Raw genomic sequence first — 21,598 nt, forward strand, 5'->3', positions numbered from 1 at the left:
CTATGAAAAATAGGGATTGAGGAGCCACGGCTCCGCATCGGATCACGCGACCGAGCGTCAAAGCGAAAACGAAATCACTCTCTTGTTTTGTTCCTGTTACATCCGCACACTACGCCGCGTAGCGCGGAGGCTTCGCTTGGGGCCTCAGATCCATCCAACAATGAATCCCGCTACATATGGGAGGAAGACATGAAGAATTTTGCACTCGGTGCGGCGCTTGCGTCGGCCTCGCTCATTGCGCCCTTCACGGCCAATGCAGCGACGGAAATCCAGTTCTGGCACGCCTTTACCGGCCGTCTCGGCGAGCTCGTCGATCAGCAGGTCAAGGACTTCAATGCCAGCCAGGACCAGTATGAGGTCGTGGCGACCAACAAGGGCAATTACTCGGAAACGCTGAACGCCGGTATTGCCGCGTTCCGCGCCGGTGAGCAGCCCGACATCCTGATGGTGTTCGAGGTCGGCACGGCGACGATGATGGCCGCCAAGGGCGCGATCAAGCCGGTCTATCAGGTGATGGAAGACGCGGGCGTCGACTTCAATCCCGACGATTATATCGGCGCGGTGAAGGGCTACTACACCACCACCGACGGCAAGATGCTGTCGCTGCCCTTCAACTCCTCGACGCCGGTTCTCTGGGTCAACCGCGACATGCTCGACGAGGCAGGCGTGGCCAAGGATGCGCCGCTGACCACCTGGGAAGATGTCGGCAAGGTGCTCGACCAGCTGAAGGCTTCGGGCGTCGATTGCCCGATGACCACCGCGTGGCAGAGCTGGATCCAGCTCGAGAACCTCTCGGCCTATCACAACGTGCCGTTCGCCAGCCAAGAGAACGGCTTCGCCGGTCTCGACGCCAAGCTGGAATTCAACGGCCCCGTTCAGGTCAAGCATATCCAGACGCTGGGTGACTGGGCCAAGAAGGGCGAGTTCATCTACAAGGGCCGCCGCAACGAAGGTGGTGCGGACTTCCGCGCCGGCACCTGCGCGCTCTTCACCGAGAGCTCGGCCGGTTACGCGGGCATCAAGTCCGAAGCCAAGTTCAACTTCGAGGTTCACCCGCTGCCCTATTGGGGCGACGTGGACGGTGCGCCGCAGAACACCATCATCGGGGGCGCTTCGCTCTGGGTGATGTCGGGCAAGGATGACAGCCATTACAAGGGTGTCGCCGAGTTCCTGAGCTATCTCTCCTCGCCGGAAGTGCAGGCGAAGTGGCACCAGGATACCGGCTATCTGCCGATCACCAAGGCTGCGGCTGATCTGACCCGCGAGCAGGGCTTCTATGACGCGAACCCCGGCACCGATGTGGCTGTGAAGCAGATGACCGCGAATGCGCCGACCGAGAACTCGAAGGGCATCCGCCTGGGCAACTTCGACCAGATCCGCGGCATCATCGACGAGGAACTGGAAGCTGTCTGGGCCGGTGACAAGACCGCTCAGGACGCGCTCGACAACGCGGTGGAGCGTGGCAACCAGCTGCTGCGCCGCTTCGAGCAAGCCAACCGCTAACTCAAATCCGGCCGCGGGCGGGGGAAACCTGCCCGCGGCTATTTCTATTCGAAGGCCCCGATCCCGATATGGAAAAACGCGTAACCTTCAAGGGCTGGCTCTTGCCGATGCTGCTGCTTGCGCCGCAGTTGATCGTCTCGGGCGTGTTCTTCTTCTACCCGGCGGGCGAGGCGGTGTGGCAATCGCTGTTCATCCCCGATCCGTTCGGCCTGTCGATGCAATATGTGGGCCTCGGCAATTTCGAATATCTCTTCAACGACCCCTATTACCGCGCGTCCTTCGTGACGACGGCGGTGTTCTCGACCCTCGTGACACTGGTTTCGATGATCCCGGCACTGTTCCTCGCGGTGCTGGCGGATCGGCTGGTGAAAGGGGCGGGGACCTATCGCACGCTCCTGATCTGGCCCTATGCGGTCGCGCCTGCCGTGGCTGGCGTGCTGTGGCTGTTCATGTTCAACACGCGGATCGGTGTGGTCGCCTTCTATCTCAACCAGATGGGTTACGACTGGAACCATGTGCTCAACGAGCATGAGGCGATGGGGCTTGTCGTCGTGGCGTCGGCCTGGGGGCGGATCAGCTACAACTTCCTGTTCTATTTCGCGGCGCTGCAAGCGGTGCCGAAATCGGTGATCGAGGCGGCGGCGATCGACGGGGCGCGGTTCTGGCGGCGCTTCTTCACGATCGTGCTACCGCTCTTGTCGCCCACGACCTTCTTCCTGCTGGTCGTCAACATCGTCTACGCCTTCTTCGAGACCTTCGGCGTGATCCACACGATCACCTCCGGCGGGCCGCAACAGGCCACTACGATCCTCGTCTACAAGGTCTACGCCGACGGGTTCGTCGGTCAGGATCTTGGAAGCTCCGCCGCGCAATCCGTGGTGCTGCTCGTGGTCGTGGGCTTCCTGACGGTGCTGCAATTCAAATTCGTCGAGAAGCGGGTGCATTACTGATGGCTGACATGCACAACGAACCGCCCCCGGGCATGGTGGAAAAGCGCGGCTCCGGTCTTTGGTTGACCCATGTGCTGATGATCGTGGGCGTGCTGGTGATCTTCTTCCCGATCTGGCTGGCCTTCGTGGCCTCGACCCACACGCAGCAAGAGATCGCGCAGGCGCCGATGCCGGTGATGCCGGGCTCGCACCTGATCGAGAACTATTCGGATGCGCTGTTCTCCGGGGTGAACGTACCGGTCGCGACGATGCTGGTGAACTCGCTGGTGATGGCGCTGGGGATCGCGCTCGGCAAGATCGCGATCTCGCTCTTGTCGGCCTTCGCGATCGTCTATTTCCGCTTTCCGGGGCGGCGCTTCTTCTTCTGGATGATCTTCATCACGCTGATGCTGCCGGTCGAGGTGCGGATCGTGCCGACCTACGAAGTCGTCGCGGGCTTCGGGATGCTCAACAGCTATTCCGGCCTGATCCTGCCTCTGATCGCGTCGGCCACGGCGACCTTCCTGTTCCGCCAGTTCTTCCTGACGGTGCCGGACGAGCTGGCCGAGGCTGCGCGCGTCGATGGTGCGCGTCCGATGCGCTTCTTCTTCGATATCCTGCTGCCAATGAGCCGCACGAATATCGCGGCGCTCTTCGTGATCCTCTTCATCTATGGCTGGAATCAGTATCTCTGGCCGCTTCTCATCACCACCAATCCCGAGATGAACACCATCGTCATGGGGCTCAAGCAGATGTTCCCGTCGGGCGACGATATCGCCGATTGGCCGGTCATCATGGCGACCTCGATCCTCGCGATGATCCCGCCGGTGATTGTGGTGATCTCGATGCAGAAACTCTTCATTCGCGGCCTCGTGGACAGCGAGAAATAAGGGCAGACAATGGCGACCGTTGAACTCGAAAATATCAAGAAACGTTTCGGCAAGACCGAGGTTCTGCACGGGGTCTCGATCGACATCCAGGATGGAGAATTCATCGTCATCGTCGGTCCTTCCGGCTGCGGGAAATCGACGCTTCTGCGCATGGTCGCGGGGCTGGAGAGCATCTCCGAGGGCGAGATCCGCATCGGCGAGGCCCGCGTGAACGAGCGCGAGCCGATGGACCGCGACATCGCGATGGTGTTCCAGAACTACGCGCTCTACCCGCATATGTCGGTGCGCGAGAACATGGGCTACGGGCTCAAGATCGCGGGCATGGCGAAATCCGAGATCAAGCGCCGCGTCGACGAGGCGGCAAAGCTGTTGCAGTTGTCGGACTATCTCGAGCGCAAGCCGCGCGAACTGTCGGGCGGGCAGCGTCAGCGGGTCGCGATGGGCCGCGCCATCGTGCGTGAGCCCTCGGTCTTCCTGTTCGACGAGCCGCTCTCGAACCTCGACGCCAAGCTGCGGGTGCAGATGCGTGTCGAAATCCGCGAGCTGCAGCGCAAGCTGGGCGTGACCGCGCTCTATGTGACCCACGATCAGGTCGAGGCGATGACCATGGCCGACCGGATGATCGTGATGAACGGGGGCGTGGCCGAGCAGATCGGCACGCCGCTCGAAGTCTATGAGCGTCCCGTGACGATCTTCGCGGCGCAGTTCATCGGCAGCCCGTCGATGAACATCATCGATGCCGAGGTGCGCGCCGGACAGGTGATGCTGGGCCATGTCACGCTCGGCCCGACCGATCTGCCCGATCGCCCAGTTAGCCTCGGCATTCGGCCCGAACACCTGCATCCCGACGATAACGGGCCTCTGACGCTGAATGTCACCCTGTCCGAGCCGCTGGGGGCGAATACGCTTCTGCACGGCACGCTGGAAGGGCGCGGCGAGGCGATGACAGCGGCGCTGCCGGGCGTGCATATGGAGAAGCAGGCGGTGGGGCAGGTGCGGCTTTCGGTGAACGCCGAGGACCTGCATCTCTTCGATCCGAAAACCGGTCAGCGGCTGAATTAAGCCGCCCCGATCCGGTGGCTGATCGCTTTCGCGGCCTGAGCGACCGCTTGCCCGAGCGCGGGCAGGCGGCTATCGGGAATTCGCTGTACGGGGCCGGAGACGGAGATCCCCGCCACCGCGTCACCATGTGCGTCGAAGATCGGCGCGGCGATGCAGCGCATGCCCAGCGTGCGTTCTTCATCGTCCACCGCGTAGCCCTGCGCCGTGACCCGCGCCAATTCGGCGCGTAGCGTCGGCGCATCGCCGATGGTGTGGTCATTGAAACGCGTAAAGTCGTAATCCGCGAGGAGCTGGTCGAGCCGGTCCGGGGCATAGGTGCTCAGAAGCGCCTTGCCGATGCCAGACGCGTGCAGCGGCGCGACCGTGCCCGGCGGGAAGAACGCGCGGATCGGATCATGCGTCTCCACCTGCCCGGTAAACAGCACCTGTCCCGCCCGCTCCACGCCCAGATTTGACGTCTCCCCGGTCGAGCGCATCAGATCCTGCATCAGCGGGCGCGCGCGTTCGAAGACATTGGTGCGTCGCAGGAAGGCCGAGCCGATGCGGAAGGCCGCCGGGCCGATATGCCAGTCCTGCGCCTCGGGTTCCACGAAATCGCGGGCGTGCAGCGTGGCGAGAACCCGGTGCATCGTCGCCGGAGATTGGTCCAGCTCGCGCGCGATGGCGCTCAGCGACAGCCCGCCATGCCGTGCCAGCAGGTCCAGCACGTCGAGCGCCCGGTCCAGCGCGAGGATCGTGCCCTGCGCGGGGTCGGTGTTGAAGCCTTTCGGGCGGCCCTTCCGGCGGGGCATGGTCATCGGGCGCACCTATGATCTGCGAAAAGAAAATTTCTTATGCAGTATAAAGCAAAATCTAATTTCATTGTGTGAAAAAATCAAAGCCCTGAATTTCCTACAAATTCTCGACTGACGCGGTGCAAGCGCCCAAGAGCCGTAAAAATTTCTGCGTCAGCCGCGCCATGGTAGAAACGCTTCCGACACATGGAGGAGGCGTCATGATCCATCTCAATCCCGTTTTCATTCCGGGCCCGACCAACATCCCCGAGGCGCTACGCAAAGCCGTCGATATCCCGACGATGGATCATCGCAGCCCCGGTTTCGCCGATATCATCCACCCGGCGCTGGACGGCGTGAAGAAGGTGCTCAAGACGACCACGGGCGAGGCCTTCGTCTTCCCCGCGACCGGCACCGGCGGCTGGGAGACCGCGATCACCAACACGCTCTCGCCCGGCGACAAGGTTCTGGCCTGCCGCAACGGGATGTTCAGTCATAAATGGATCGACATGTGCCAGCGTTACGGGCTGGAGGTCGAGGTGGTCAGCGTCGCGTGGGGCGAGGGCATCCCGGTCGATCGTTTCGCGAACATCCTCGGCGCCGACACGGGCCACCAGATCAAGGCGGTGCTCGCCACCCATAACGAGACCGCGACCGGCGTGACCTCGGATGTCGCGGGCATCCGGCGGGCGATGGATGCGGCAGGGCATCCGGCGCTGTTCTTCGTGGATGGAGTCAGCTCGATCGGGTCGATGGAGTTCCGGATGGATGACTGGGGCGTCGATGTCGCGGTCACTGGCAGTCAGAAGGGCTTCATGCTGCCGCCGGGCCTCGCCATCACAGGCTTTTCGCAAAAGGCGCTGGAGGCGGTCGAGGGCGCGAAGCTGCCGCGCTGCTTCTTCGACATTCGTGACATGCGCACGGGCTACGCGGCCAATGGCTATCCCTACACGCCGCCGGTGGGGATGCTGAACGGGTTGAAAGCGTCCTGCGACATGTTGCTGGAAGAGGGGCTGGGCAATGTCTTCGCCCGTCACGCCCGGATTGCGGAAGGCGTGCGCCGCGCAGTGGCGGCCTGGGGGATGGAGCTTTGCGCCGTCTCGCCCGATCTTTACTCCAACAGCGTCAGCGCGGTGCGTGCGCCGGACGGGTTCGACGCGGGCCGGATCGTGGCGCAGGCGCTGAATACTTATGGCGTGGCCTTCGGGGGCGGGCTTGGCGATGTCGCGGGCAAGGTGTTCCGCATCGGGCATCTGGGCCTGATGACCGATGTGATGGCGCTCTCGGGGCTGGCCACGGCCGAGATGGCGATGGTCGATCTCGGCCTGCCGGTGGAGCTGGGCAGCGGGGTTGCCGCAGCCCAGGCGCATTACCGCGAGACCGCCGCCACCCCTGTGCGACAAGCCGCCGCGTAAGAGCGGTCAGGTTCGGGCGCTGGCGAGCCTCCCCAGCATCGTCAGCGCCTGATCCATCTGCTCAAGCGAGACGAATTCGTCGGCCTTGTGGGCCTGCTCGATCGAGCCGGGCCCGCAGATCACCGCATCCATCCCGAGCGACTGGAACAGCCCGGCCTCGGTGTTGAAGGCGACGCAGCCTGCGTGGTTCTGACCGGTCAGCGCGAAGACCAGATCACGCGCGGCATTGTCGTCCATCGGCTCGAGCCCGACGACCTCGCCGATGGTCTCGGTGGAGATCCCGGCCTCGGGCGCGATGGCGCGCATCTCGGGCAGCAGCGTGTCTTCGACGTAGCTCGCGATCTCGCCTTTGACGAACTCCATATCGGCGGCATTGATTGGGCGCATTTCCCAGGCCAGTTCGGCGCGGGGCGCGATCACGTTATGCGAGATGCCGCCTTTCAGCGCGCCCACGTTGAGCGTCGTCTGCGGCGGGTCGAAGCGCGAGCCTTCGGGGCAGCGTTTGACAAGTTCGGCGCGCAGGCCGAAGAGGCGGTTGATGTAGCGCACCGCATATTCGACCGCGTTCACGCCCTTCTCGGGGGCGGAGCTGTGGCCCGGCAGCCCCTCGAAGCGCACGGTATATTCGCAGCAGCCCTTGTTGCCGTCGAAGACCTGCATCGAGGTCGGTTCGCCAATGATGCAAAGCCCGGGTTTGACCGGGCGTTTCGCGAGCAGCTTCACCAGTTCCTGCGCGCCCAGACAGCCGACCTCCTCGTCATGGGTGAAGGCGAAATGTATCGGACGGCTCTTCGCGGCCTCGGCCAAGAGGTCGAGCGAGCCGAGGCAGGCCGCGATGAACCCTTTCATGTCGCAGGCGCCGCGCCCGTAGAGCTTGCCGTCACGCTCGGTCATGTCGAACGGATCACTGGTCCAGTCCTGATCGGTGACCGGCACCACATCCGAATGGCCCGACAGCACCAGTCCGCCGTCGCGTGGCGCGCCCAGTGTGGCGAAGAGGTTCGCTTTGTGGCCGCTCTCATCGACCATCACTTCCACCGCCGCGCCGACGGTTTCCAGCCGGTCCGCGATATAGTGAATGATCGGCAGATTGCTGTCGGTCGAAATCGTCGGATAGGCGATCAGGTCCGAGAGGATCGCGCGGGTTGTGTCGATCCGCATGGGCTCAGTCCTTGATGAACAGTTTGCGCTCGACGTTGCACAGGGGCAGGGCGGGGCCGTCCTCGGTGATCACGATGGTCTCCGTCGTCTCCATTCCCCAGTGATCCATCCAGAGACCGGGCATGAAGTGGAAGGTCATGCCGGGTTCAAGGATCGTCTCGTCGGTGTCGCGGATCGAGACGGTGTGCTCGCCCCAATCCGGCGGGTAAGAGCAGCCCACCGCATAGCCCGCGCGGTTGGGGCGTTCGATGCCGACCTTGGCGAGTTCTACATTCAGCGCGCGCGCGATGTCGCAGGCGCGGTTGCCGGCGCGGGCGACCTCGATCCCGGCGTTCAGCCCCTCGGTCAGGGCCTCGGACGCGTCGATCATGTGTTGCGGCGGTTTGCCGAGGAACACGGTGCGGCAGAGCGGCGCGTGATAGCGGCGGTAGCAGCCCGATTGTTCGACGAAGGTCGCTTCGCCCGCTTTCAGCGCCTCGCCGTTCCATGTCAGGTGCGGCGCAGACGCGTCGGGGCCCGAGGGCAGCATCGGCACGATCGCCGGGTAGTCGCCCCAGCTGTCTTCCTCGCCCTGCACGGCGGTGCGATAGAGCTCGCCCACGAGATCGTGCTTGCGCAGCCCCGGCTCGGCCAGTTCCATCGCGCGTTCGATCACCAGTTCGGAAATTCGTGCGGCGCGGCGCATGAAGCGCAATTCCTCGTCGGATTTGATCAGGCGCTGCCAGTTCACCAGCACCGACGCGTCGAGAAGCGTGGCCTCGGGCAGTCCTTCATAGAGCGTCGCATGCGCCTTCGCGGTGTAGAAATAGGTCTCCATCTCGACACCGATCCGGGCCTTGCCGTAGCCCATGATCCGCAGGTGCGAGGCGAGGTCTTCCATCGGGTGCATGATGTCGGATTGCACCATCGCGTCGTTGTAATGGAGGATGTGCTCCTCCTCCATCCAGACGGTGCGGCGCGCGCCATTGGCATCCATGAAGCGGCCCCACCAGTAGGGCGCGCCTTCCATCGGCAGGATTACCCCCTGATGGGTGTAGAAGGACCAGCCGTCATAGCCCGTCAGCCAGAACTGGTTCGAGGGGTTGGTGATGAAGAGAATGTCGATCTCGCGTTGCGCCATCGCGGCACGCACGAGCGCGATCCGGCGGGAATATTCGAGTTCGCTGAAGTGCACGTTTTCGATCGGCATTCGGGCTTCTTTCTGCTGGCGGTATTTCGCGCAGGTTGGGGCGCGCCCCCGAGCGAGGTCAAGGCCAAAACGAAAACGTGCGACCCCCGGGAGGGCCGCACGTTCGCGTGATTTGGGGCGGTGGATGTAACCGCTTACGGAATGAGCCGCTCGATGATCAGATCGGCCGCTTCCTCGGGGCTGATCGCGGTGGTGTCGATCCGCATCTCGGCATTCTCGGGCGCCTCGTAGGGCGAGTCGATGCCGGTGAAGTTCTTCAGCTGACCGGCGCGTGCCTTGGCATAAAGCCCTTTCACGTCGCGGGCCTCGGCCACTTCCAGCGGCGTGTCCACGAAGACTTCGAGGAATTCGCCCGGCTGCATCATCGCGCGGACCATGTCGCGCTCGGAGCGGAAGGGCGAGATGAAGGCCGTGACCACGATCAGGCCCGCATCGGTCATCAGCTTCGCGACCTCGCCGACGCGGCGGATGTTCTCCACGCGGTCGGCCTCGGTGAAGCCCAGATCCTTGTTCAGGCCATGGCGGACGTTGTCGCCGTCGAGCAGGAAGGTGTGGCGGTTCATCCGCGCCAGCTTCTTCTCGACGATATTGGCGATGGTCGATTTGCCCGAGCCCGAGAGGCCCGTCAGCCAGACCACGGCGGGTTTCTGGTGCTTCATGTTGGCATGATGCGCGCGCCCGATATCGGTCGCCTGCCAGTGGATGTTCTGAGCCCGGCGCAGCGCGAAGTTGATCATCCCCGCAGCCGCCGTCTGGTTGGTCATCTTGTCGATCAGGATGAACCCGCCCAGATCGCGGTTCTCGCCATAGGGCGCGAAGGGGATCTCGCGGTCGGTGGTGATGTTGGCCACGCCGATCGCGTTCAGGTCCAGCGTCTTCGTCGCCAGATGCTCCTGCGTGTTGACGTTCACCTCGTATTTCGGCTCGTGGACGGTCGCCGAAACCGTCTGCGTGCCGATTTTCAGCCAATAGGCGCGACCCGGCACCAGTTCGGTCTCATCCATCCAGACGAGGGTGGATTCGAACTGATCGGCAACCTCCAGCGGCTCTTTCGCGGCAACGATGACCTGACCGCGCGAACAGTCGATCTCGTCGGCGAGCGTGATCGTCGTGGATTCGCCTGCCACCGCCATGTCGCGGTCGCCCTCCAAGCTGACGATCCGCGCGACCGTCGAGGTCTTGCCCGAGGGCAGCACGCGGACTTCATCGCCCGGCTTCACGGTGCCCGAGGCCACCAGCCCCGAGAAGCCGCGGAAGTCGAGGTTCGGGCGGTTCACCCATTGCACGGGCATGCGGAAGGGACGCTCCTGATCGGAGGTCACGTCCACTTCGACCGCCTCAAGGTAGGGCAGCAGCGAGGGGCCCTTGTACCAAGGGGTGTTCTCGCTCGGGCCGGTGATATTGTCGCCCTTGAAGCCCGAGATCGGGATCGGGGTGAAGCCTTCGATGCCGATGCTGTCGGCGAAGGTTTTGTAATCGGCCACGATCTCGTCGAAGGTCGCCTGATCGTAATCGACGAGGTCCATCTTGTTCACGGCCAGCACGATATGGCGGATGCCCAGTTGGTGGACGAGATAGGAGTGGCGGCGCGTCTGGGTCAGCACGCCCTTGCGCGCGTCGATCAGGATCACGGCCAGATCGGCGGTCGAGGCACCGGTGACCATGTTGCGGGTATATTGCTCGTGGCCGGGCGTGTCCGCGACGATGAACTTACGCTTCTCGGTGGCGAAGAAGCGGTAGGCCACGTCGATGGTGATGCCCTGCTCACGCTCGGCGGCGAGACCGTCGACCAGCAGCGCGAAGTCGATCTCCTGGCCTTGGGTGCCGACGCGCTTCGAGTCGGCCTCGAGGGCTGCCAGCTGATCCTCGAAGATCATCTTGCTGTCATAGAGCAGCCGCCCGATCAGCGTCGATTTCCCGTCATCGACCGAGCCGCAGGTGATGAAGCGCAGCATGGTCTTGTGTTGATGCTCCTCGAGATAGGCGTCGATATCCTGCGCAATCAGCGCGTCGGTCTTGTAGATCGGATCGTTGGTCGTCATGTCGGCTCACCTGATAGGGTGGAAATGAAGGCGCGCGTGCGGCTCGGGAGAGGAGGGCTCAGAAGTAGCCTTCCTGTTTTTTCTTCTCCATCGAGGCGCTCTGATCGTGGTCGATCGCGCGACCCTGACGCTCGGAGGTGGTGGTCAGCAGCATTTCCTGAATGACTTCCGGAAGGGTCTGCGCCTCGCTCTCGACGGCGCCGGTCAGCGGGTAGCAGCCCAGCGTGCGGAAGCGCACCGAGCGCATCTTCGGCTCCTCGCCGTCACGTAGCGGGAAGCGGTCGTCATCGACCATCAGGATCAGCCCGTCGCGTTCCACCGTCGGGCGCGGGGCCGAGAAATAGAGCGGGACGATCTCGATCCCTTCGAGGTGGATATATTGCCAGATGTCCAGCTCGGTCCAGTTCGAGATCGGGAAGACGCGGACGCTCTCGCCCTTGGCCTTCTTGGCGTTGTAGAGGCGCCAAAGCTCGGGGCGCTGGTTCTTCGGGTCCCAGCGGTGATTGGCCGAGCGGAACGAGAAGACGCGTTCCTTCGCGCGGGATTTCTCCTCGTCGCGGCGCGCGCCGCCGAAGGCCACGTCGAAGCCGTGCTTGTCCAGCGCCTGCTTCAGACCTTCCGTTTTCCACATGTCGGTATGCAGCGAGCCGTGATCGAACGGGTTGATCCCCTTGGCCTTCGCCTCGGGGTTCTGGTGCACGATCAGTTCCATCCCCGCATCCTTCGCGGCCTTGTCGCGCAGGTTGTACATCGCCTGGAATTTCCACGTCGTGTCGACATGCATCAGCGGGAAGGGCGGCGGCGACGGGTAGAAGGCCTTTTTCGCGAGATGCAGCATCACCGCGCTGTCCTTGCCGACGGAATAGAGCATGACCGGATTATCGGCTTCGGCCACGACTTCGCGCAGGATGTGAATGCTCTCGGCTTCGAGCCGCTGCAGGTGAGTCAGGGTCTTGTTCATGAGGGAGGTCTCTGTCTGAACGCGGTTTTCCAAGATATAGGCGTCGGGTTTTGCTGGATAACCCCCCAAATGGGGGGTAAATACTGCTTATGTTGGGTCAGTCCGAAAACACACTGTTGATCAACGCGCTCTTCGCGGCGGCGAGTGAGGCGGGAAAGGCTGGCTGGGTGCGCTTTCTCGAGCGGCTCTGTTCGGTGGCTCATGCCGAGGGCGCGGCGGTGCAGATTCTCGCGAACGAGGGGGAGGGCGCGGGCTGGCAAGTCGGCAGGATCGCTTTGCCCGATGCTGCGCGCCTGCACCCTATGCGCCTTGACCGGGTTTATTCGCAGATCGACCTGCCGGGCGATATCGAATGGCCCGGACCGCTCCGCGCGCTGAAAGTTGCGGCGGGGGCGGCGGGTCAAACTGTGTTGATGATCGCGCGTCCGCATCGGGATTTCCGCGCGGCCGAGGCGCTGGCGCTCTCGACACTCGCGCCGCATCTGGGGCAGGCAATGATGATCCGCGAGGCGCTCGGTGGCGAGCGAGCCCGTGCTGCGCGTGATACTGAGGCTGCCGAAGCGCTCGGCGCTGGCTGGGTGGTGCTGACGCCTGCGGGCACGGTGCTCGCATTCGACCCGCGCGTGGCGGCGGAGTTCGATGCGCAAGGCTGGTTGCGGCTACGCATGGGCGCGCGCCCGGAATTCGCCGAACCCGACGCCGCACTGCGCTTTCGTCAGAACCTTGCTGCACTTGGAGAGGGGCGGGAGGTCGTCCGACCGATCCCGCTTGGTCATGACGGGCGGGGTGTTCTCCGTCTTGCGCTGGGACAATGGCGGGGCAGTCCCGCGCTGATCGGTCATCTGCGCGACATGCCAAGGGCCGGGACGTTGCCGGTCACGCGGATCGCAGGGGCGCTCGATCTCAACCGCTCCGAGGCGCGGCTTGCGGCACTTCTGTGCGATGGGGCGAGCCTGCGCGACGCGGCCGAGCGGCTGGGCTGGACGCTGGAGACCGCGCGCTCGACCTCGAAGCAGATCTACGCCCGCGCCGGGGTCAGCGGTCAGACGGGACTGTTGCGCAAGATGTTCGGCTCGGCGCTCTGGCTGGGTTAGCCGCGTGCAAAGAAGACCGCCGCCATCACCAGCCCGACCGCGATGATGAAGCCGCGCAGCAGCGCCATATTCGTGATCCGCTTCGACAGATGCGCGCCCAGATAGCCGCCGATGGCGCTCGCGATGCCCAGCACCACGACCGCCTGCCAGTCGATCAGCCCGGCCACTGCGTAGGTCACGACCGAGACCAGCGACAGCACCGCCGAGACGAGGTTCTTCAGCCCGTTCATCGCGTGCAGATCGGTGAAACCGATCAGGCCGAGGGCGGCGAGCAGCATGATGCCCAGCCCGCCGTTGAAATAGCCGCCGTAGATCGTCACCGCCATCAGCAGGGCAAAGGCGGACACGGCGCCCATCGTGCGGCCCGAGCGTTGCAGCGCCTTCAGCAGCAACGGCCCGAAAGCGAAGGCCGCCGTCGCCAGCAGCAACAGCCACGGGACCACGCCTGCGAACAGTTTCTCGGGGGTGACCAACAGCAGCAGCGCGCCGAGAAAACCGCCGGCGACGGCCGCGATCAGGATCGTGCGCAGCGCCATCGGGCCCTTGTGGCGCAGCTCGTGGCGGAAGGCCCAAGCGCTCGACAGATAGCCGGGCAGGGCCGCCAGCGTCGCGGTCGCATTCGCGGTGATCGGCGGCACGCCGGTCCAGACGAGCGCGGGGAAGGACAGGAAGGTCCCGCCGCCCGCGACCGCATTCAAAGCGCCCGCCGCGAGACCGGCGAGCGCGAGGATCAGAAAAGACAGCATTTTTTACCGTAATCAGCCGAGGTCAGGTGCGACCGGAACGACGATCCGTCCGCGGATCTTTCCTTCGAGGAATTTCGGCGCGGTTGCAATCACGTCTTCCAGTGCGACTTCGGTCTCCATCGCGGCGAGCTTGTCCATGTCGAGATCGGCGGCCAGGCGACGCCATGCCTCGACGCGGTCCTCGATCGGGCACATCACGCTGTCGACGCCTGCGAGCGTCACGCCGCGCAGGATGAAGGGGGCCACGGAGGTCGGCAGGTTCATTGAGCCCGCCAGACCGCAAGCCGCGACGGTGCCGCGATAGGTCATCATCGACAGGACATTGGCGAGCACCTCGCCGCCGACCACGTCGACAGCCCCGGCCCAGCGTTCCTTGTTCAGCGGGCGCGGTTTGCCCGAGACATCCTCGCGCGGAACGATCGACGATGCGCCGAGGCCCTTGAGATAGGCTTCCTCTTCGGGGCGTCCGGTGACGGCGGCGACGGTATAGCCCAGCTTGCCCAGAAGCGCGGTCGCCACGCTGCCCACGCCGCCGGTCGCGCCGGTCACGACGATCTCGCCGCTCTCGGGCGTCACGCCATGCGCCTCGAGCGCCATCACGCAGAGCATCGCCGTGTAGCCCGCTGTGCCGATCGCCATCGCCTGACGCAAGGAGATCCCGTCGGGCAGTTTCACCAACCAGTCGCCTTTCAGATGGGCGCGCTCGGCCAGCCCGCCCCAATGTTTCTCGCCCACACCCCAGCCGTTCAGAACGACCCGGTCGCCCTTGGCGAAATCGGGATGCTTGCTGTTGGCGACGATGCCCGAGCAGTCGATGCCCGGCACCATCGGGAAGCTGCGAACCACGGGGCCCGCGCCGGTGATCGCCAGCGCGTCCTTGTAGTTCAGCGTCGAGTAGGCGACGTCGACGGCCACTTGGCCCTCGGTCAGATCGGGCAGGTCGATTTCCTTGAGCGCGGCGCTCTGTGTCTCTTCGGGTTTCTCGATCAGGATGGCTTTGACCATGGGGTATCCTTTCAGCTTCGGGCGAGCCGCAGGAAGCCGTCGGTGAAACGGCGCAGCGGCTCGGGGTTGCGTTGAAGTTTCGTGCGCAGGACCGCGCCTTCCCAGCCGGTCCAGAACAGCTCTGCGAGCGCGTCGGGGTCATGATCGGGGCCGATTTCGCCCACCGCTTGCGCGTCACGCAGGCAAGTCGCGGTGAGGCTCTGCCAGCGCTCGAAGACCGCGATCAGGCGGGTGCGGAACTCCTCGGGCAGGCTGCCCATCTCCTGACCGAGATTGCCGATCAGGCAGCCACGGCGAAAATCGAACCGCGCCATGCCCGCCTCGGCATCTTCCGTAAAGGCGGTGAGCCGGGCGAGGGGGGAAAGCTCCGCGCGATCGAAAGCGCGGCGGAGCTTGTCTTCGAAATAGGCGCCATAGGCGTTGATCAGGGCCGCGCCGAAGGCCGCTTTCGTCGGGAAGTAATGGTAGAAACTGCCCTTGGTCACACCGGCGGCGGCGGTGATCTCTTCAAGGGCGACGCTTGCGTAGCCGCGCTCGGTCAATTGAGCCAACCCCGCTTGGATCAGCGCCTTGCGGGCGTCCTGATCCTCCGGTTTGCGGCGCGGGCGGCCACGGCGCGATGGGGCTGGCGTAGCGGTCATGCGGAATTAATATACCATGTGGTATGATAAATCAATTGCCGCGATTTCGCCTCGGCGGTTCGGTCTTTGCTGATCTCCGGCAGCGCTCCGAACAGAAGCGCACGCTCTCCCAATCCCGGGCCCATTTCTTACGCCACGCGAAAGGGCGGCCACAGCTGGCACAGAGCTTGGTCGGCAGGTCGGATTTGCGGCGCATCTTCATGCAGAGCGATACGCGGCGGGCGCGGCCCCGGATGACCCCGAGCAAAAGAAAAAGGGGCCGCCGCCGCGACCCCTCTCTCGTCCCTCTCCCCCCGCGATCAGATCGCCGAGCTGTGCCCGGCTTTCGACAGATCATAGGCATCGAAATGGCGCGCGATCATCCGGGTCAACGGGCGTGCCTTGACCGGAATGCGCAGCCCCTCCGCGCTCACCTGAACCATGTCGCCGAAATGCTCGGCGCAGGTGGCGAACAGCGCGGACAACTCTTCCGGGTCGGCGCCGAAGTCCTGCACCAGCTCTGCCGCGCTGACTTCGAAATCGCACATCAGCGCCTCGATCAGGCGCGCACGCATCTTGTCATCCGCAGTGAACCGATGCCCGCGCGAGGTCGAGAACCGATCCGCCCGGATCGCCGCGGTATGGGCCGAGGTGGCGGGCGCGTTCTGCGCATAGCCTTGCGGGAAGCGCGAGATCGACGAGGCGCCGAGCCCGACCAGCGCTTCGGCCTGATCGTCGGTATAGCCCTGGAAATTGCGCCGCAGCTTGCCTGCCCTCTGCGCGATCGAGAGCCCGTCCGTCGGCAGGGCGAAATGGTCGATGCCGATTTCGTCATAGCCGTCGGCCACGAACAATTCGCGCGCCACTTCGAACAGCTTCAGGCGTTCCTGCGGAGTGGGCAGGTGATCCGACGGGATCATCGTCTGGCGCCGCGCCATCCACGGCACATGCGCGTAGCCGTAAAGCGCCACCCGGTCGGGGCCGAGAGACAGCAGCTTCTGCACCGAGTCCGCGATCTTCGTCGGCGTCTGATGCGGCAGCCCGTAGAGAATATCGGCGTTCAGGCTTGCGACATCGCGTTCGCGAATCATGTCGACCGCGGCCTTGGTGATCTCGTAGCTCTGATCGCGCCCGATAACGCCTTGGATTTGCGGGTCGAAATCCTGCACCCCGATCGAGGCGCGGTTCATTCCGGATTCCACCAGCGCGTCGATGCGCTTGGCGTCGATCTCATTCGGGTCGATCTCGACCGAGAATTCTGCGCCGTCGCCCATCGGCACCGCATCGAAGACCGCATCGGCGAGGCGGCGCATCATCTCGGCGGGCATCAGCGTCGGCGTGCCGCCGCCCCAATGCAGTCGCGACAGCGTGACGCCGGGCGCCAACCGCTCCTTGAAAAGGCGCAGTTCGGCCAGCAGCGTTTCGGCATAGGCGCGCACCGGTTCTTCGCTTTGCGTGCCTTGCGTACGGCAGGCGCAGAACCAGCACAGCCGTCGGCAAAACGGCACGTGCATATAAAGGGAGATCGACGCACCTTCGGGGATCGCTTCGATCCAGTGCGCGAATTCCATCGGCCCGACATCGCCCGCGAAATGGGGGGCGGTGGGGTAGCTTGTGTAGCGGGGCACCCGTGCGTCGAAGAGCCCGAGCCGGGTCAGTTGCGATTCCTGTTCCATAGGCGTATCTTTAGATGTAAGACGCGCAACAGAATTTGACCCAGATCAAGCAATATCCACATGGCACATGATGACGTTCAGCCTGCTTCGCTCGCCTGCGGAGACTGCCCGATCCAACATCGCGCTGTGTGCGCACGATGCGATGCAGACGAGCTCGAACAGCTTGAGAAGATCAAATATTACCGAAGTTTCGAGGCAGGCCAGACGATTATCTGGGCCGGCGACCAGATGGATTTCGTGGCCTCGGTCGTCTCGGGCATCGCGACTCTGACGCAGACGCTCGAGGACGGGCGCACCCAGATGGTTGGCCTTTTGCTGCCCTCGGATTTCGTGGGCCGTCCCGGGCGCAACCGCGCCGCATATAACGTGACCGCGACCACCGACATTCTGATGTGCTGCTTCCGCCGCAAGCCTTTCGAGGAGATGATGGAGCGCACGCCCCATATCGCGCAGCGCCTGTTGCAGATGACGCTCGACGAACTGGACGCGGCGCGCGAATGGATGCTGCTTCTGGGCCGCAAGACCGCGCGCGAGAAGATCGCCTCGCTGCTGTCGATCGTGGCGCGGCGCGATGCGTCGATCAACATGAGCCCCAGCGCCCGGCATATGGTGTTCGATCTGCCGCTGACGCGCGAGGCGATGGCCGATTATCTCGGGCTGACACTCGAGACGGTGAGCCGCCAGATGTCCGCGCTGAAACGCGACGGGGTGATCGAGCTGCAAGGCAAGCGCCATGTCACCGTGCCGGATATGGACCGGCTGCTGCTGGAAGCAGGCGATGACAGCGACGGCGGCTTCCTCATCTGATCGACGTCGCGATCAGCCAACTGCGCACTGCCGATAGGTAAGGGGCTTCATCGAGTCCCGCGTGATATCCTGACGCGAGAGGTAGATGCCCGTGCTCGACAGGGTCAGCACGATGTCGCGCTGCCATTTCTGACCTTCGCCGGTGAAATTCCACGTTGCCCGCACCACGCGATCGGTCGCGCTGTCGATCTCGGTGAGCTTGGCCTGCGACTCGTAGAATTGCAGGCTGTCCGGCTTCACCACCATCAGCCCCTTGTTGTCATCGCGTGAGCTGTCGCAATCGGCCTTCGTCAGCCCCCAGCGCCCGACCATGCCCTCCGGCAGCGTCGTGGGCATCGCCCCGTCTTGTTTCGGCGTCATCTCCTGACAGGCGGCGAGCAGGGCGAGGCTGGCGAGAAGGGCGGGCAGGATGATGCGGCGGGTCATTGTGGGGCTCCGGTCTTTATTTAACCAGCCAACCCGTCAGCGCGACCGGAGTTCCGCGCAGGGCAGGGATGTCGCGACAAGGTCGCGAATTCGTGCGGGTTCTGCCCCGGTTTCGGCACTGTCGTTAGGTAAATAAGGGTAGGCCCAACGAGGGAGGTCGTTATGCGTATCCTGTTTGTCAGTGTCTTCCTCGTTGCCGCTCCAGGCCTGAGTGTGGCGCAGCCGTTGTCGCAGAGTATGGCGCAATGCTCGGGCCTGTTTCACGGCGTCGGCACGATGATGTCCGACCCCGCGCGGGCGGAAAAGCTCGACCGGGCGGGGATGATCTGGCGAGGCGCGGCGATCAAGCAGGCCGAAGCTGAAGGGCGCACGGATGCCGCCAGCTGGGTCGCGGTTCATCAGCGTGAAAGCTTTGACGACTGGCGTGGGCGCGGCAAGATGGCGGCCTTCTCGCAGGACTTCCGCGACTGGGCCAGCTATTGCCGCAAGCTCGGCAAGGCGAAGGGCATAAAGACTGACCTGCACCAATGAAAACGGCGCCCCGAGAGGCGCCGTCATCCGTCCTGAAAGGTGGCGCGCTCAGTGCGCCATGATCACCGGAACCTCGGCCATCTCGAGCATGTGGCGCGTCGCTCCGCCCAGGATCGCTTCGCGGAAGCGCGAATGGCCGTAAGCCCCCATCACGATCGCATCGGCCTCGCTGTCGCTGACATGACGGTTGAGCACGTCCGACACGCGCGGCATGGTCTTGGCCAGCACCGACACCTCGGCATGGACGCCGTGACGCGCCAGCATCTGGCTGAGTTGGCCGCCGGGGTCGGAGCGCTCAGGCCCATGCGCGGGCGGGTCGATCACGGTGATATCGACCAGATCGGCCGATTTCAGGACGGGCAGGGCGGCGCGCACGGCGCGCATCGCCTCATGAGATTGATTCCACGCGATAACGACGCGCTTGGCGGGCATGTCGCCGTTATACCCGTCGGGCACCATCGCGACCGGAACCTGACCCTCGAAGAGCGCGGCTTCGACAGCGGCCTCGATTTCCGGCCCGCGGCCCTCGCCATAGGGGCGGCCCATCACGACCAGATCGGCGAAGCGGGCGCGCTGCCCGACAACGGTCGGCATCGCGCCGATTTGCGAGACGACCGCATCGACGCCCCAGCGGATATCTTCGGCTTCGAGCCGCGCGCGAACCGCGGTCTCGGCATTGCGCGCATCGTCCTGCGCGCGATCCATCGTTTCCTGCTGCACGAAGGCGGTCGCGCCCGCGTAGTAATATCCGGTCTGCGTGCGGTCCACGCCGAGGCAGAGCACGTCGAGATGGGCGTCGCGCCGCCGGGCGACGGCCACGGCGGTATCGATCTGTGTCGCGGCCGCCTTGGGATCCGTGACGATCGTGAGAAGTGTCTTGTAAGCCATGGGTCCTGTCCTTGCGCCAAAAGCGAATAAGCATGTGAGACCAGAGACTAACCCGAAGAGATCGGCCGCACTTTGACGCGGATCAAGGGACGTGCCCGTCATATCACATAACTGCGACCGAATGGCGCACTGTGATCGCGAGCATTTGATGCAGATCAAGGCATCGTGCATACCCTCGGACCACAAGGACTCCAGTCAAGCCCAGGAGGATTCTCGGTTTACGAGGGTGCCGCAGGGGCAGACCAGACGAAGGGACGCACAAAATGTGGGATTATATCAAGCTGATCGCGCTTGGCCTTGTGGCGGTTCTGGCCGCCATTGCGGCCGGCTACGCGCGCGATCTTGCCTATCAGGTGAATGCAGTCGAGGTCATGCTGGCCGCGGCCATCGCATTCATCTGGGTGCTTCGCACCATGGGGAGCCGCCAGCCGGTGGCTCAGAACGAGTATTTCGACGGCGTGGTTCGCGCCGGGGTGATCGCGACGACCTTCTGGGGTGTCGTGGGCTTCCTGGTCGCCGTCATTATCGCCTTCCAGCTGGCCTATCCGGCGCTCAATTTCGAATGGGCTCAGGGCTATCTGAACTTTGGCAAACTGCGCCCGCTGCATACGTCGGCGGTGATTTTCGCTTTCGGTGGCAACGCGCTGATCGCATCGTCGTTCTACGTGGTGCAGCGCACCTCGGCAGCGCGGCTGTTCGGTGGCAACGGCCTCGGCTGGTTCGTGTTCTGGGGCTATAACCTGTTCATCGTGCTCGCTGCGACCGGCTACATCCTCGGCGCAACGCAGTCGAAGGAATATGCCGAGCCGGAATGGTATGTCGACATCTGGCTGACGATCGTCTGGGTCGCTTATCTGCTGGCCTTCCTCGGCACGATCTTCAAGCGCAAGGAACCCCATATCTACGTCGCCAACTGGTTCTACCTGTCCTTCATCGTGACCATCGCGATGCTGCACATCGTGAACAACCTGTCGATCCCGGTCTCGTTCTTCGGTTCGAAGTCGGTTCAGGTCTTCTCGGGCGTGCAGGACGCAATGACGCAGTGGTGGTACGGCCACAACGCGGTGGGCTTCTTCCTGACCGCAGGCTTCCTGGGCATGATGTATTACTTCGTGCCGAAGCAGGCTGAACGTCCGGTCTACTCCTACAAGCTGTCGATCGTGCACTTCTGGGCGCTGATCTTCCTGTACATCTGGGCCGGTCCGCACCACCTGCACTACACGGCGCTGCCCGACTGGGCCTCGACGCTGGGCATGACCTTCTCGGTGATCCTGTGGATGCCCTCCTGGGGTGGCATGATCAACGGTCTGATGACGCTCTCGGGCGCATGGGACAAGCTGCGCACCGATCCGATCATCCGCATGATGGTGGTGTCGGTCGGCTTCTACGGCATGTCGACCTTCGAAGGCCCGATGATGTCCATCAAGGCGGTGAACTCGCTCTCGCACTACACCGACTGGACGATCGGTCACGTGCACTCGGGTGCGCTCGGCTGGAACGGCATGATCACCTTCGGCATGCTCTACTTCCTCGTGCCGCGTCTGTGGGCGCGTGAAGGGCTCTACTCGCTGAAACTGGTCAGCTGGCACTTCTGGCTCTCCACCATCGGGATCGTGCTCTATGCCGCTTCGATGTGGGTCGCCGGGATCATGCAGGGCCTGATGTGGCGCGAAGTGGACAGCCAGGGCTTCCTCGTGAACGCCTTCGCCGACACCGTGGCCGCTATGCATCCGATGTTCGTGGTCCGTGGTCTGGGCGGTGTGCTCTACCTCACGGGTGGCATCATCATGGCCTACAATCTGTGGATGACCGTCGCTCGTCAGCCGCGCGTGGAATCGCGTTCGGTTGCCGCCGTGCCGGCTGAATAAGGAGAGGAACAG

The 21,598-nt window shown here is 63.9% G+C and carries 21 protein-coding genes; 9 read left to right on the forward strand and 12 right to left on the reverse strand.

Going from position 1 to position 21,598, the window contains the following annotated elements:
- The first annotated feature begins 189 nt into the window (after window positions 1–189).
- From ugpB to ugpC, 4 genes are all read left to right on the forward strand, one after another.
- Window positions 190–1,503 (forward strand): sn-glycerol-3-phosphate ABC transporter substrate-binding protein UgpB, encoded by a 1,314-nt coding sequence (gene ugpB, locus BMI89_RS04470; protein ID WP_078569990.1) that lies wholly within the window; start codon window positions 190–192, stop codon window positions 1,501–1,503.
- A 68-nt stretch (window positions 1,504–1,571) separates the two neighbouring features.
- On the forward strand, window positions 1,572–2,453 hold the full coding sequence (gene ugpA / locus BMI89_RS04475) for a sn-glycerol-3-phosphate ABC transporter permease UgpA (protein ID WP_078520423.1): 882 nt from the start codon (window positions 1,572–1,574) through the stop codon (window positions 2,451–2,453).
- A gap of 32 nt (window positions 2,454–2,485) precedes the next feature.
- Window positions 2,486–3,322, forward strand: coding sequence for a sn-glycerol-3-phosphate ABC transporter permease UgpE (gene ugpE / locus BMI89_RS04480; RefSeq protein ID WP_078549764.1), 837 nt, complete (start codon window positions 2,486–2,488; stop codon window positions 3,320–3,322).
- Between the two features lie 9 nt (window positions 3,323–3,331).
- A complete protein-coding gene (gene ugpC, locus BMI89_RS04485; RefSeq protein ID WP_078569991.1) occupies window positions 3,332–4,384 on the forward strand; it encodes a sn-glycerol-3-phosphate ABC transporter ATP-binding protein UgpC in 1,053 nt (350 codons plus the stop codon).
- Here ugpC and bhcR read toward each other — a convergent pair.
- Complete coding sequence (bhcR, locus tag BMI89_RS04490) at window positions 4,381–5,181, reverse strand: HTH-type transcriptional regulator BhcR (protein WP_078569992.1); 801 nt, start codon at window positions 5,179–5,181, stop codon at window positions 4,381–4,383. The genes ugpC and bhcR overlap by 4 nt on opposite strands.
- A 197-nt stretch (window positions 5,182–5,378) precedes the next feature.
- On the opposite strand from bhcR, the gene bhcA reads away from it, so the two are divergent.
- Window positions 5,379–6,572 carry an L-aspartate--glyoxylate aminotransferase BhcA gene (gene bhcA / locus BMI89_RS04495; RefSeq protein WP_078569993.1) on the forward strand — a complete coding sequence of 398 codons (1,194 nt, stop codon included), beginning with the start codon at window positions 5,379–5,381 and terminating at the stop codon, window positions 6,570–6,572.
- A 6-nt stretch (window positions 6,573–6,578) separates the two neighbouring features.
- On the opposite strand, the gene argE is transcribed toward bhcA, so the two are convergent.
- From argE to cysD, 4 genes are all read right to left on the reverse strand, one after another.
- Window positions 6,579–7,733, reverse strand: coding sequence for an acetylornithine deacetylase (gene argE, locus BMI89_RS04500; protein ID WP_078569994.1), 1,155 nt, complete (start codon window positions 7,731–7,733; stop codon window positions 6,579–6,581).
- Between the two features lie 4 nt (window positions 7,734–7,737).
- Entirely contained in the window at window positions 7,738–8,922 is a 1,185-nt protein-coding gene (locus BMI89_RS04505; RefSeq protein WP_078569995.1) for a M24 family metallopeptidase, read from the reverse strand.
- Between the two features lie 134 nt (window positions 8,923–9,056).
- The gene (gene cysN / locus BMI89_RS04510) at window positions 9,057–10,964 is read right to left on the reverse strand and encodes a sulfate adenylyltransferase subunit CysN (protein ID WP_078569996.1); all 1,908 of its coding nucleotides are present in this window, start codon (window positions 10,962–10,964) and stop codon (window positions 9,057–9,059) included.
- Between the two features lie 58 nt (window positions 10,965–11,022).
- Entirely contained in the window at window positions 11,023–11,958 is a 936-nt protein-coding gene (cysD, locus tag BMI89_RS04515) for a sulfate adenylyltransferase subunit CysD (RefSeq protein ID WP_256365665.1), read from the reverse strand.
- Window positions 11,959–12,041: 83 nt separating this feature from the next.
- On the opposite strand from cysD, the gene BMI89_RS04520 reads away from it, so the two are divergent.
- On the forward strand, window positions 12,042–13,019 hold the full coding sequence (locus BMI89_RS04520; protein ID WP_143593818.1) for a hypothetical protein: 978 nt from the start codon (window positions 12,042–12,044) through the stop codon (window positions 13,017–13,019).
- Here BMI89_RS04520 and BMI89_RS04525 read toward each other — a convergent pair.
- From BMI89_RS04525 to hemN, 5 genes are all read right to left on the reverse strand, one after another.
- Window positions 13,016–13,765: a sulfite exporter TauE/SafE family protein gene (locus BMI89_RS04525; protein ID WP_078569998.1), complete on the reverse strand. Its 750-nt coding sequence runs from the start codon at window positions 13,763–13,765 to the stop codon at window positions 13,016–13,018. The two genes, BMI89_RS04520 and BMI89_RS04525, sit on opposite strands and share 4 nt — an antisense overlap.
- Before the next feature lie 12 nt (window positions 13,766–13,777).
- Complete coding sequence (locus tag BMI89_RS04530; RefSeq protein ID WP_078569999.1) at window positions 13,778–14,770, reverse strand: MDR family oxidoreductase; 993 nt, start codon at window positions 14,768–14,770, stop codon at window positions 13,778–13,780.
- Between the two features lie 11 nt (window positions 14,771–14,781).
- Complete coding sequence (locus tag BMI89_RS04535) at window positions 14,782–15,411, reverse strand: TetR/AcrR family transcriptional regulator (protein WP_078570000.1); 630 nt, start codon at window positions 15,409–15,411, stop codon at window positions 14,782–14,784.
- 31 nt (window positions 15,412–15,442) lie between these two features.
- Window positions 15,443–15,613 carry a DUF2256 domain-containing protein gene (locus BMI89_RS04540; RefSeq protein ID WP_078570171.1) on the reverse strand — a complete coding sequence of 57 codons (171 nt, stop codon included), beginning with the start codon at window positions 15,611–15,613 and terminating at the stop codon, window positions 15,443–15,445.
- 97 nt (window positions 15,614–15,710) lie between these two features.
- Window positions 15,711–17,066 (reverse strand): oxygen-independent coproporphyrinogen III oxidase, encoded by a 1,356-nt coding sequence (gene hemN, locus BMI89_RS04545; protein WP_078570001.1) that lies wholly within the window; start codon window positions 17,064–17,066, stop codon window positions 15,711–15,713.
- 60 nt (window positions 17,067–17,126) lie between these two features.
- On the opposite strand from hemN, the gene BMI89_RS04550 reads away from it, so the two are divergent.
- Window positions 17,127–17,873: a transcriptional regulator FnrL gene (locus BMI89_RS04550; RefSeq protein ID WP_078570002.1), complete on the forward strand. Its 747-nt coding sequence runs from the start codon at window positions 17,127–17,129 to the stop codon at window positions 17,871–17,873.
- Between the two features lie 12 nt (window positions 17,874–17,885).
- Here BMI89_RS04550 and BMI89_RS04555 read toward each other — a convergent pair whose 3' ends face one another.
- Window positions 17,886–18,299, reverse strand: coding sequence for a hypothetical protein (locus BMI89_RS04555; protein ID WP_078570003.1), 414 nt, complete (start codon window positions 18,297–18,299; stop codon window positions 17,886–17,888).
- A gap of 162 nt (window positions 18,300–18,461) precedes the next feature.
- On the opposite strand from BMI89_RS04555, the gene BMI89_RS04560 reads away from it, so the two are divergent.
- Entirely contained in the window at window positions 18,462–18,830 is a 369-nt protein-coding gene (locus BMI89_RS04560) for a hypothetical protein (RefSeq protein WP_078570004.1), read from the forward strand.
- 48 nt (window positions 18,831–18,878) lie between these two features.
- Here BMI89_RS04560 and BMI89_RS04565 read toward each other — a convergent pair whose 3' ends face one another.
- On the reverse strand, window positions 18,879–19,718 hold the full coding sequence (locus tag BMI89_RS04565) for a universal stress protein (protein WP_078570005.1): 840 nt from the start codon (window positions 19,716–19,718) through the stop codon (window positions 18,879–18,881).
- 263 nt (window positions 19,719–19,981) lie between these two features.
- Here BMI89_RS04565 and ccoN point away from each other — a divergent pair, with 263 nt between their 5' ends.
- On the forward strand, window positions 19,982–21,586 hold the full coding sequence (gene ccoN / locus BMI89_RS04570; protein WP_078520406.1) for a cytochrome-c oxidase, cbb3-type subunit I: 1,605 nt from the start codon (window positions 19,982–19,984) through the stop codon (window positions 21,584–21,586).
- Window positions 21,587–21,598: the final 12 nt, after the last annotated feature.

This window comes from Thioclava sp. F36-7, from assembly GCF_002020075.1.
GTDB classification, from domain to species: domain Bacteria; phylum Pseudomonadota; class Alphaproteobacteria; order Rhodobacterales; family Rhodobacteraceae; genus Thioclava; species Thioclava sediminum.

Bases quoted from the DNA above. Each gene is read 5' to 3' on its own strand.
- BMI89_RS04555 (WP_078570003.1), bottom strand. From the start codon at position 18,299: ATGACCCGCCGCATCATCCTGCCCGCCCTTCTCGCCAGCCTCGCCCTG.
- ugpB (WP_078569990.1), top strand. From the start codon at position 190: ATGAAGAATTTTGCACTCGGTGCGGCGCTTGCGTCGGCCTCGCTCATT.
- ugpA (WP_078520423.1), top strand. From the start codon at position 1,572: ATGGAAAAACGCGTAACCTTCAAGGGCTGGCTCTTGCCGATGCTGCTG.
- ugpC (WP_078569991.1), top strand. From the start codon at position 3,332: ATGGCGACCGTTGAACTCGAAAATATCAAGAAACGTTTCGGCAAGACC.
- hemN (WP_078570001.1), bottom strand. From the start codon at position 17,066: ATGGAACAGGAATCGCAACTGACCCGGCTCGGGCTCTTCGACGCACGG.
- BMI89_RS04530 (WP_078569999.1), bottom strand. From the start codon at position 14,770: ATGGTCAAAGCCATCCTGATCGAGAAACCCGAAGAGACACAGAGCGCC.
- bhcR (WP_078569992.1), bottom strand. From the start codon at position 5,181: ATGACCATGCCCCGCCGGAAGGGCCGCCCGAAAGGCTTCAACACCGAC.
- ugpE (WP_078549764.1), top strand. From the start codon at position 2,486: ATGGTGGAAAAGCGCGGCTCCGGTCTTTGGTTGACCCATGTGCTGATG.
- bhcA (WP_078569993.1), top strand. From the start codon at position 5,379: ATGATCCATCTCAATCCCGTTTTCATTCCGGGCCCGACCAACATCCCC.
- ccoN (WP_078520406.1), top strand. From the start codon at position 19,982: ATGTGGGATTATATCAAGCTGATCGCGCTTGGCCTTGTGGCGGTTCTG.
- BMI89_RS04550 (WP_078570002.1), top strand. From the start codon at position 17,127: ATGGCACATGATGACGTTCAGCCTGCTTCGCTCGCCTGCGGAGACTGC.
- BMI89_RS04535 (WP_078570000.1), bottom strand. From the start codon at position 15,411: ATGACCGCTACGCCAGCCCCATCGCGCCGTGGCCGCCCGCGCCGCAAA.
- cysN (WP_078569996.1), bottom strand. From the start codon at position 10,964: ATGACGACCAACGATCCGATCTACAAGACCGACGCGCTGATTGCGCAG.
- BMI89_RS04565 (WP_078570005.1), bottom strand. From the start codon at position 19,718: ATGGCTTACAAGACACTTCTCACGATCGTCACGGATCCCAAGGCGGCC.
- BMI89_RS04540 (WP_078570171.1), bottom strand. From the start codon at position 15,613: ATGAAGATGCGCCGCAAATCCGACCTGCCGACCAAGCTCTGTGCCAGC.
- BMI89_RS04525 (WP_078569998.1), bottom strand. From the start codon at position 13,765: ATGCTGTCTTTTCTGATCCTCGCGCTCGCCGGTCTCGCGGCGGGCGCT.
- BMI89_RS04560 (WP_078570004.1), top strand. From the start codon at position 18,462: ATGCGTATCCTGTTTGTCAGTGTCTTCCTCGTTGCCGCTCCAGGCCTG.
- argE (WP_078569994.1), bottom strand. From the start codon at position 7,733: ATGCGGATCGACACAACCCGCGCGATCCTCTCGGACCTGATCGCCTAT.
- BMI89_RS04505 (WP_078569995.1), bottom strand. From the start codon at position 8,922: ATGCCGATCGAAAACGTGCACTTCAGCGAACTCGAATATTCCCGCCGG.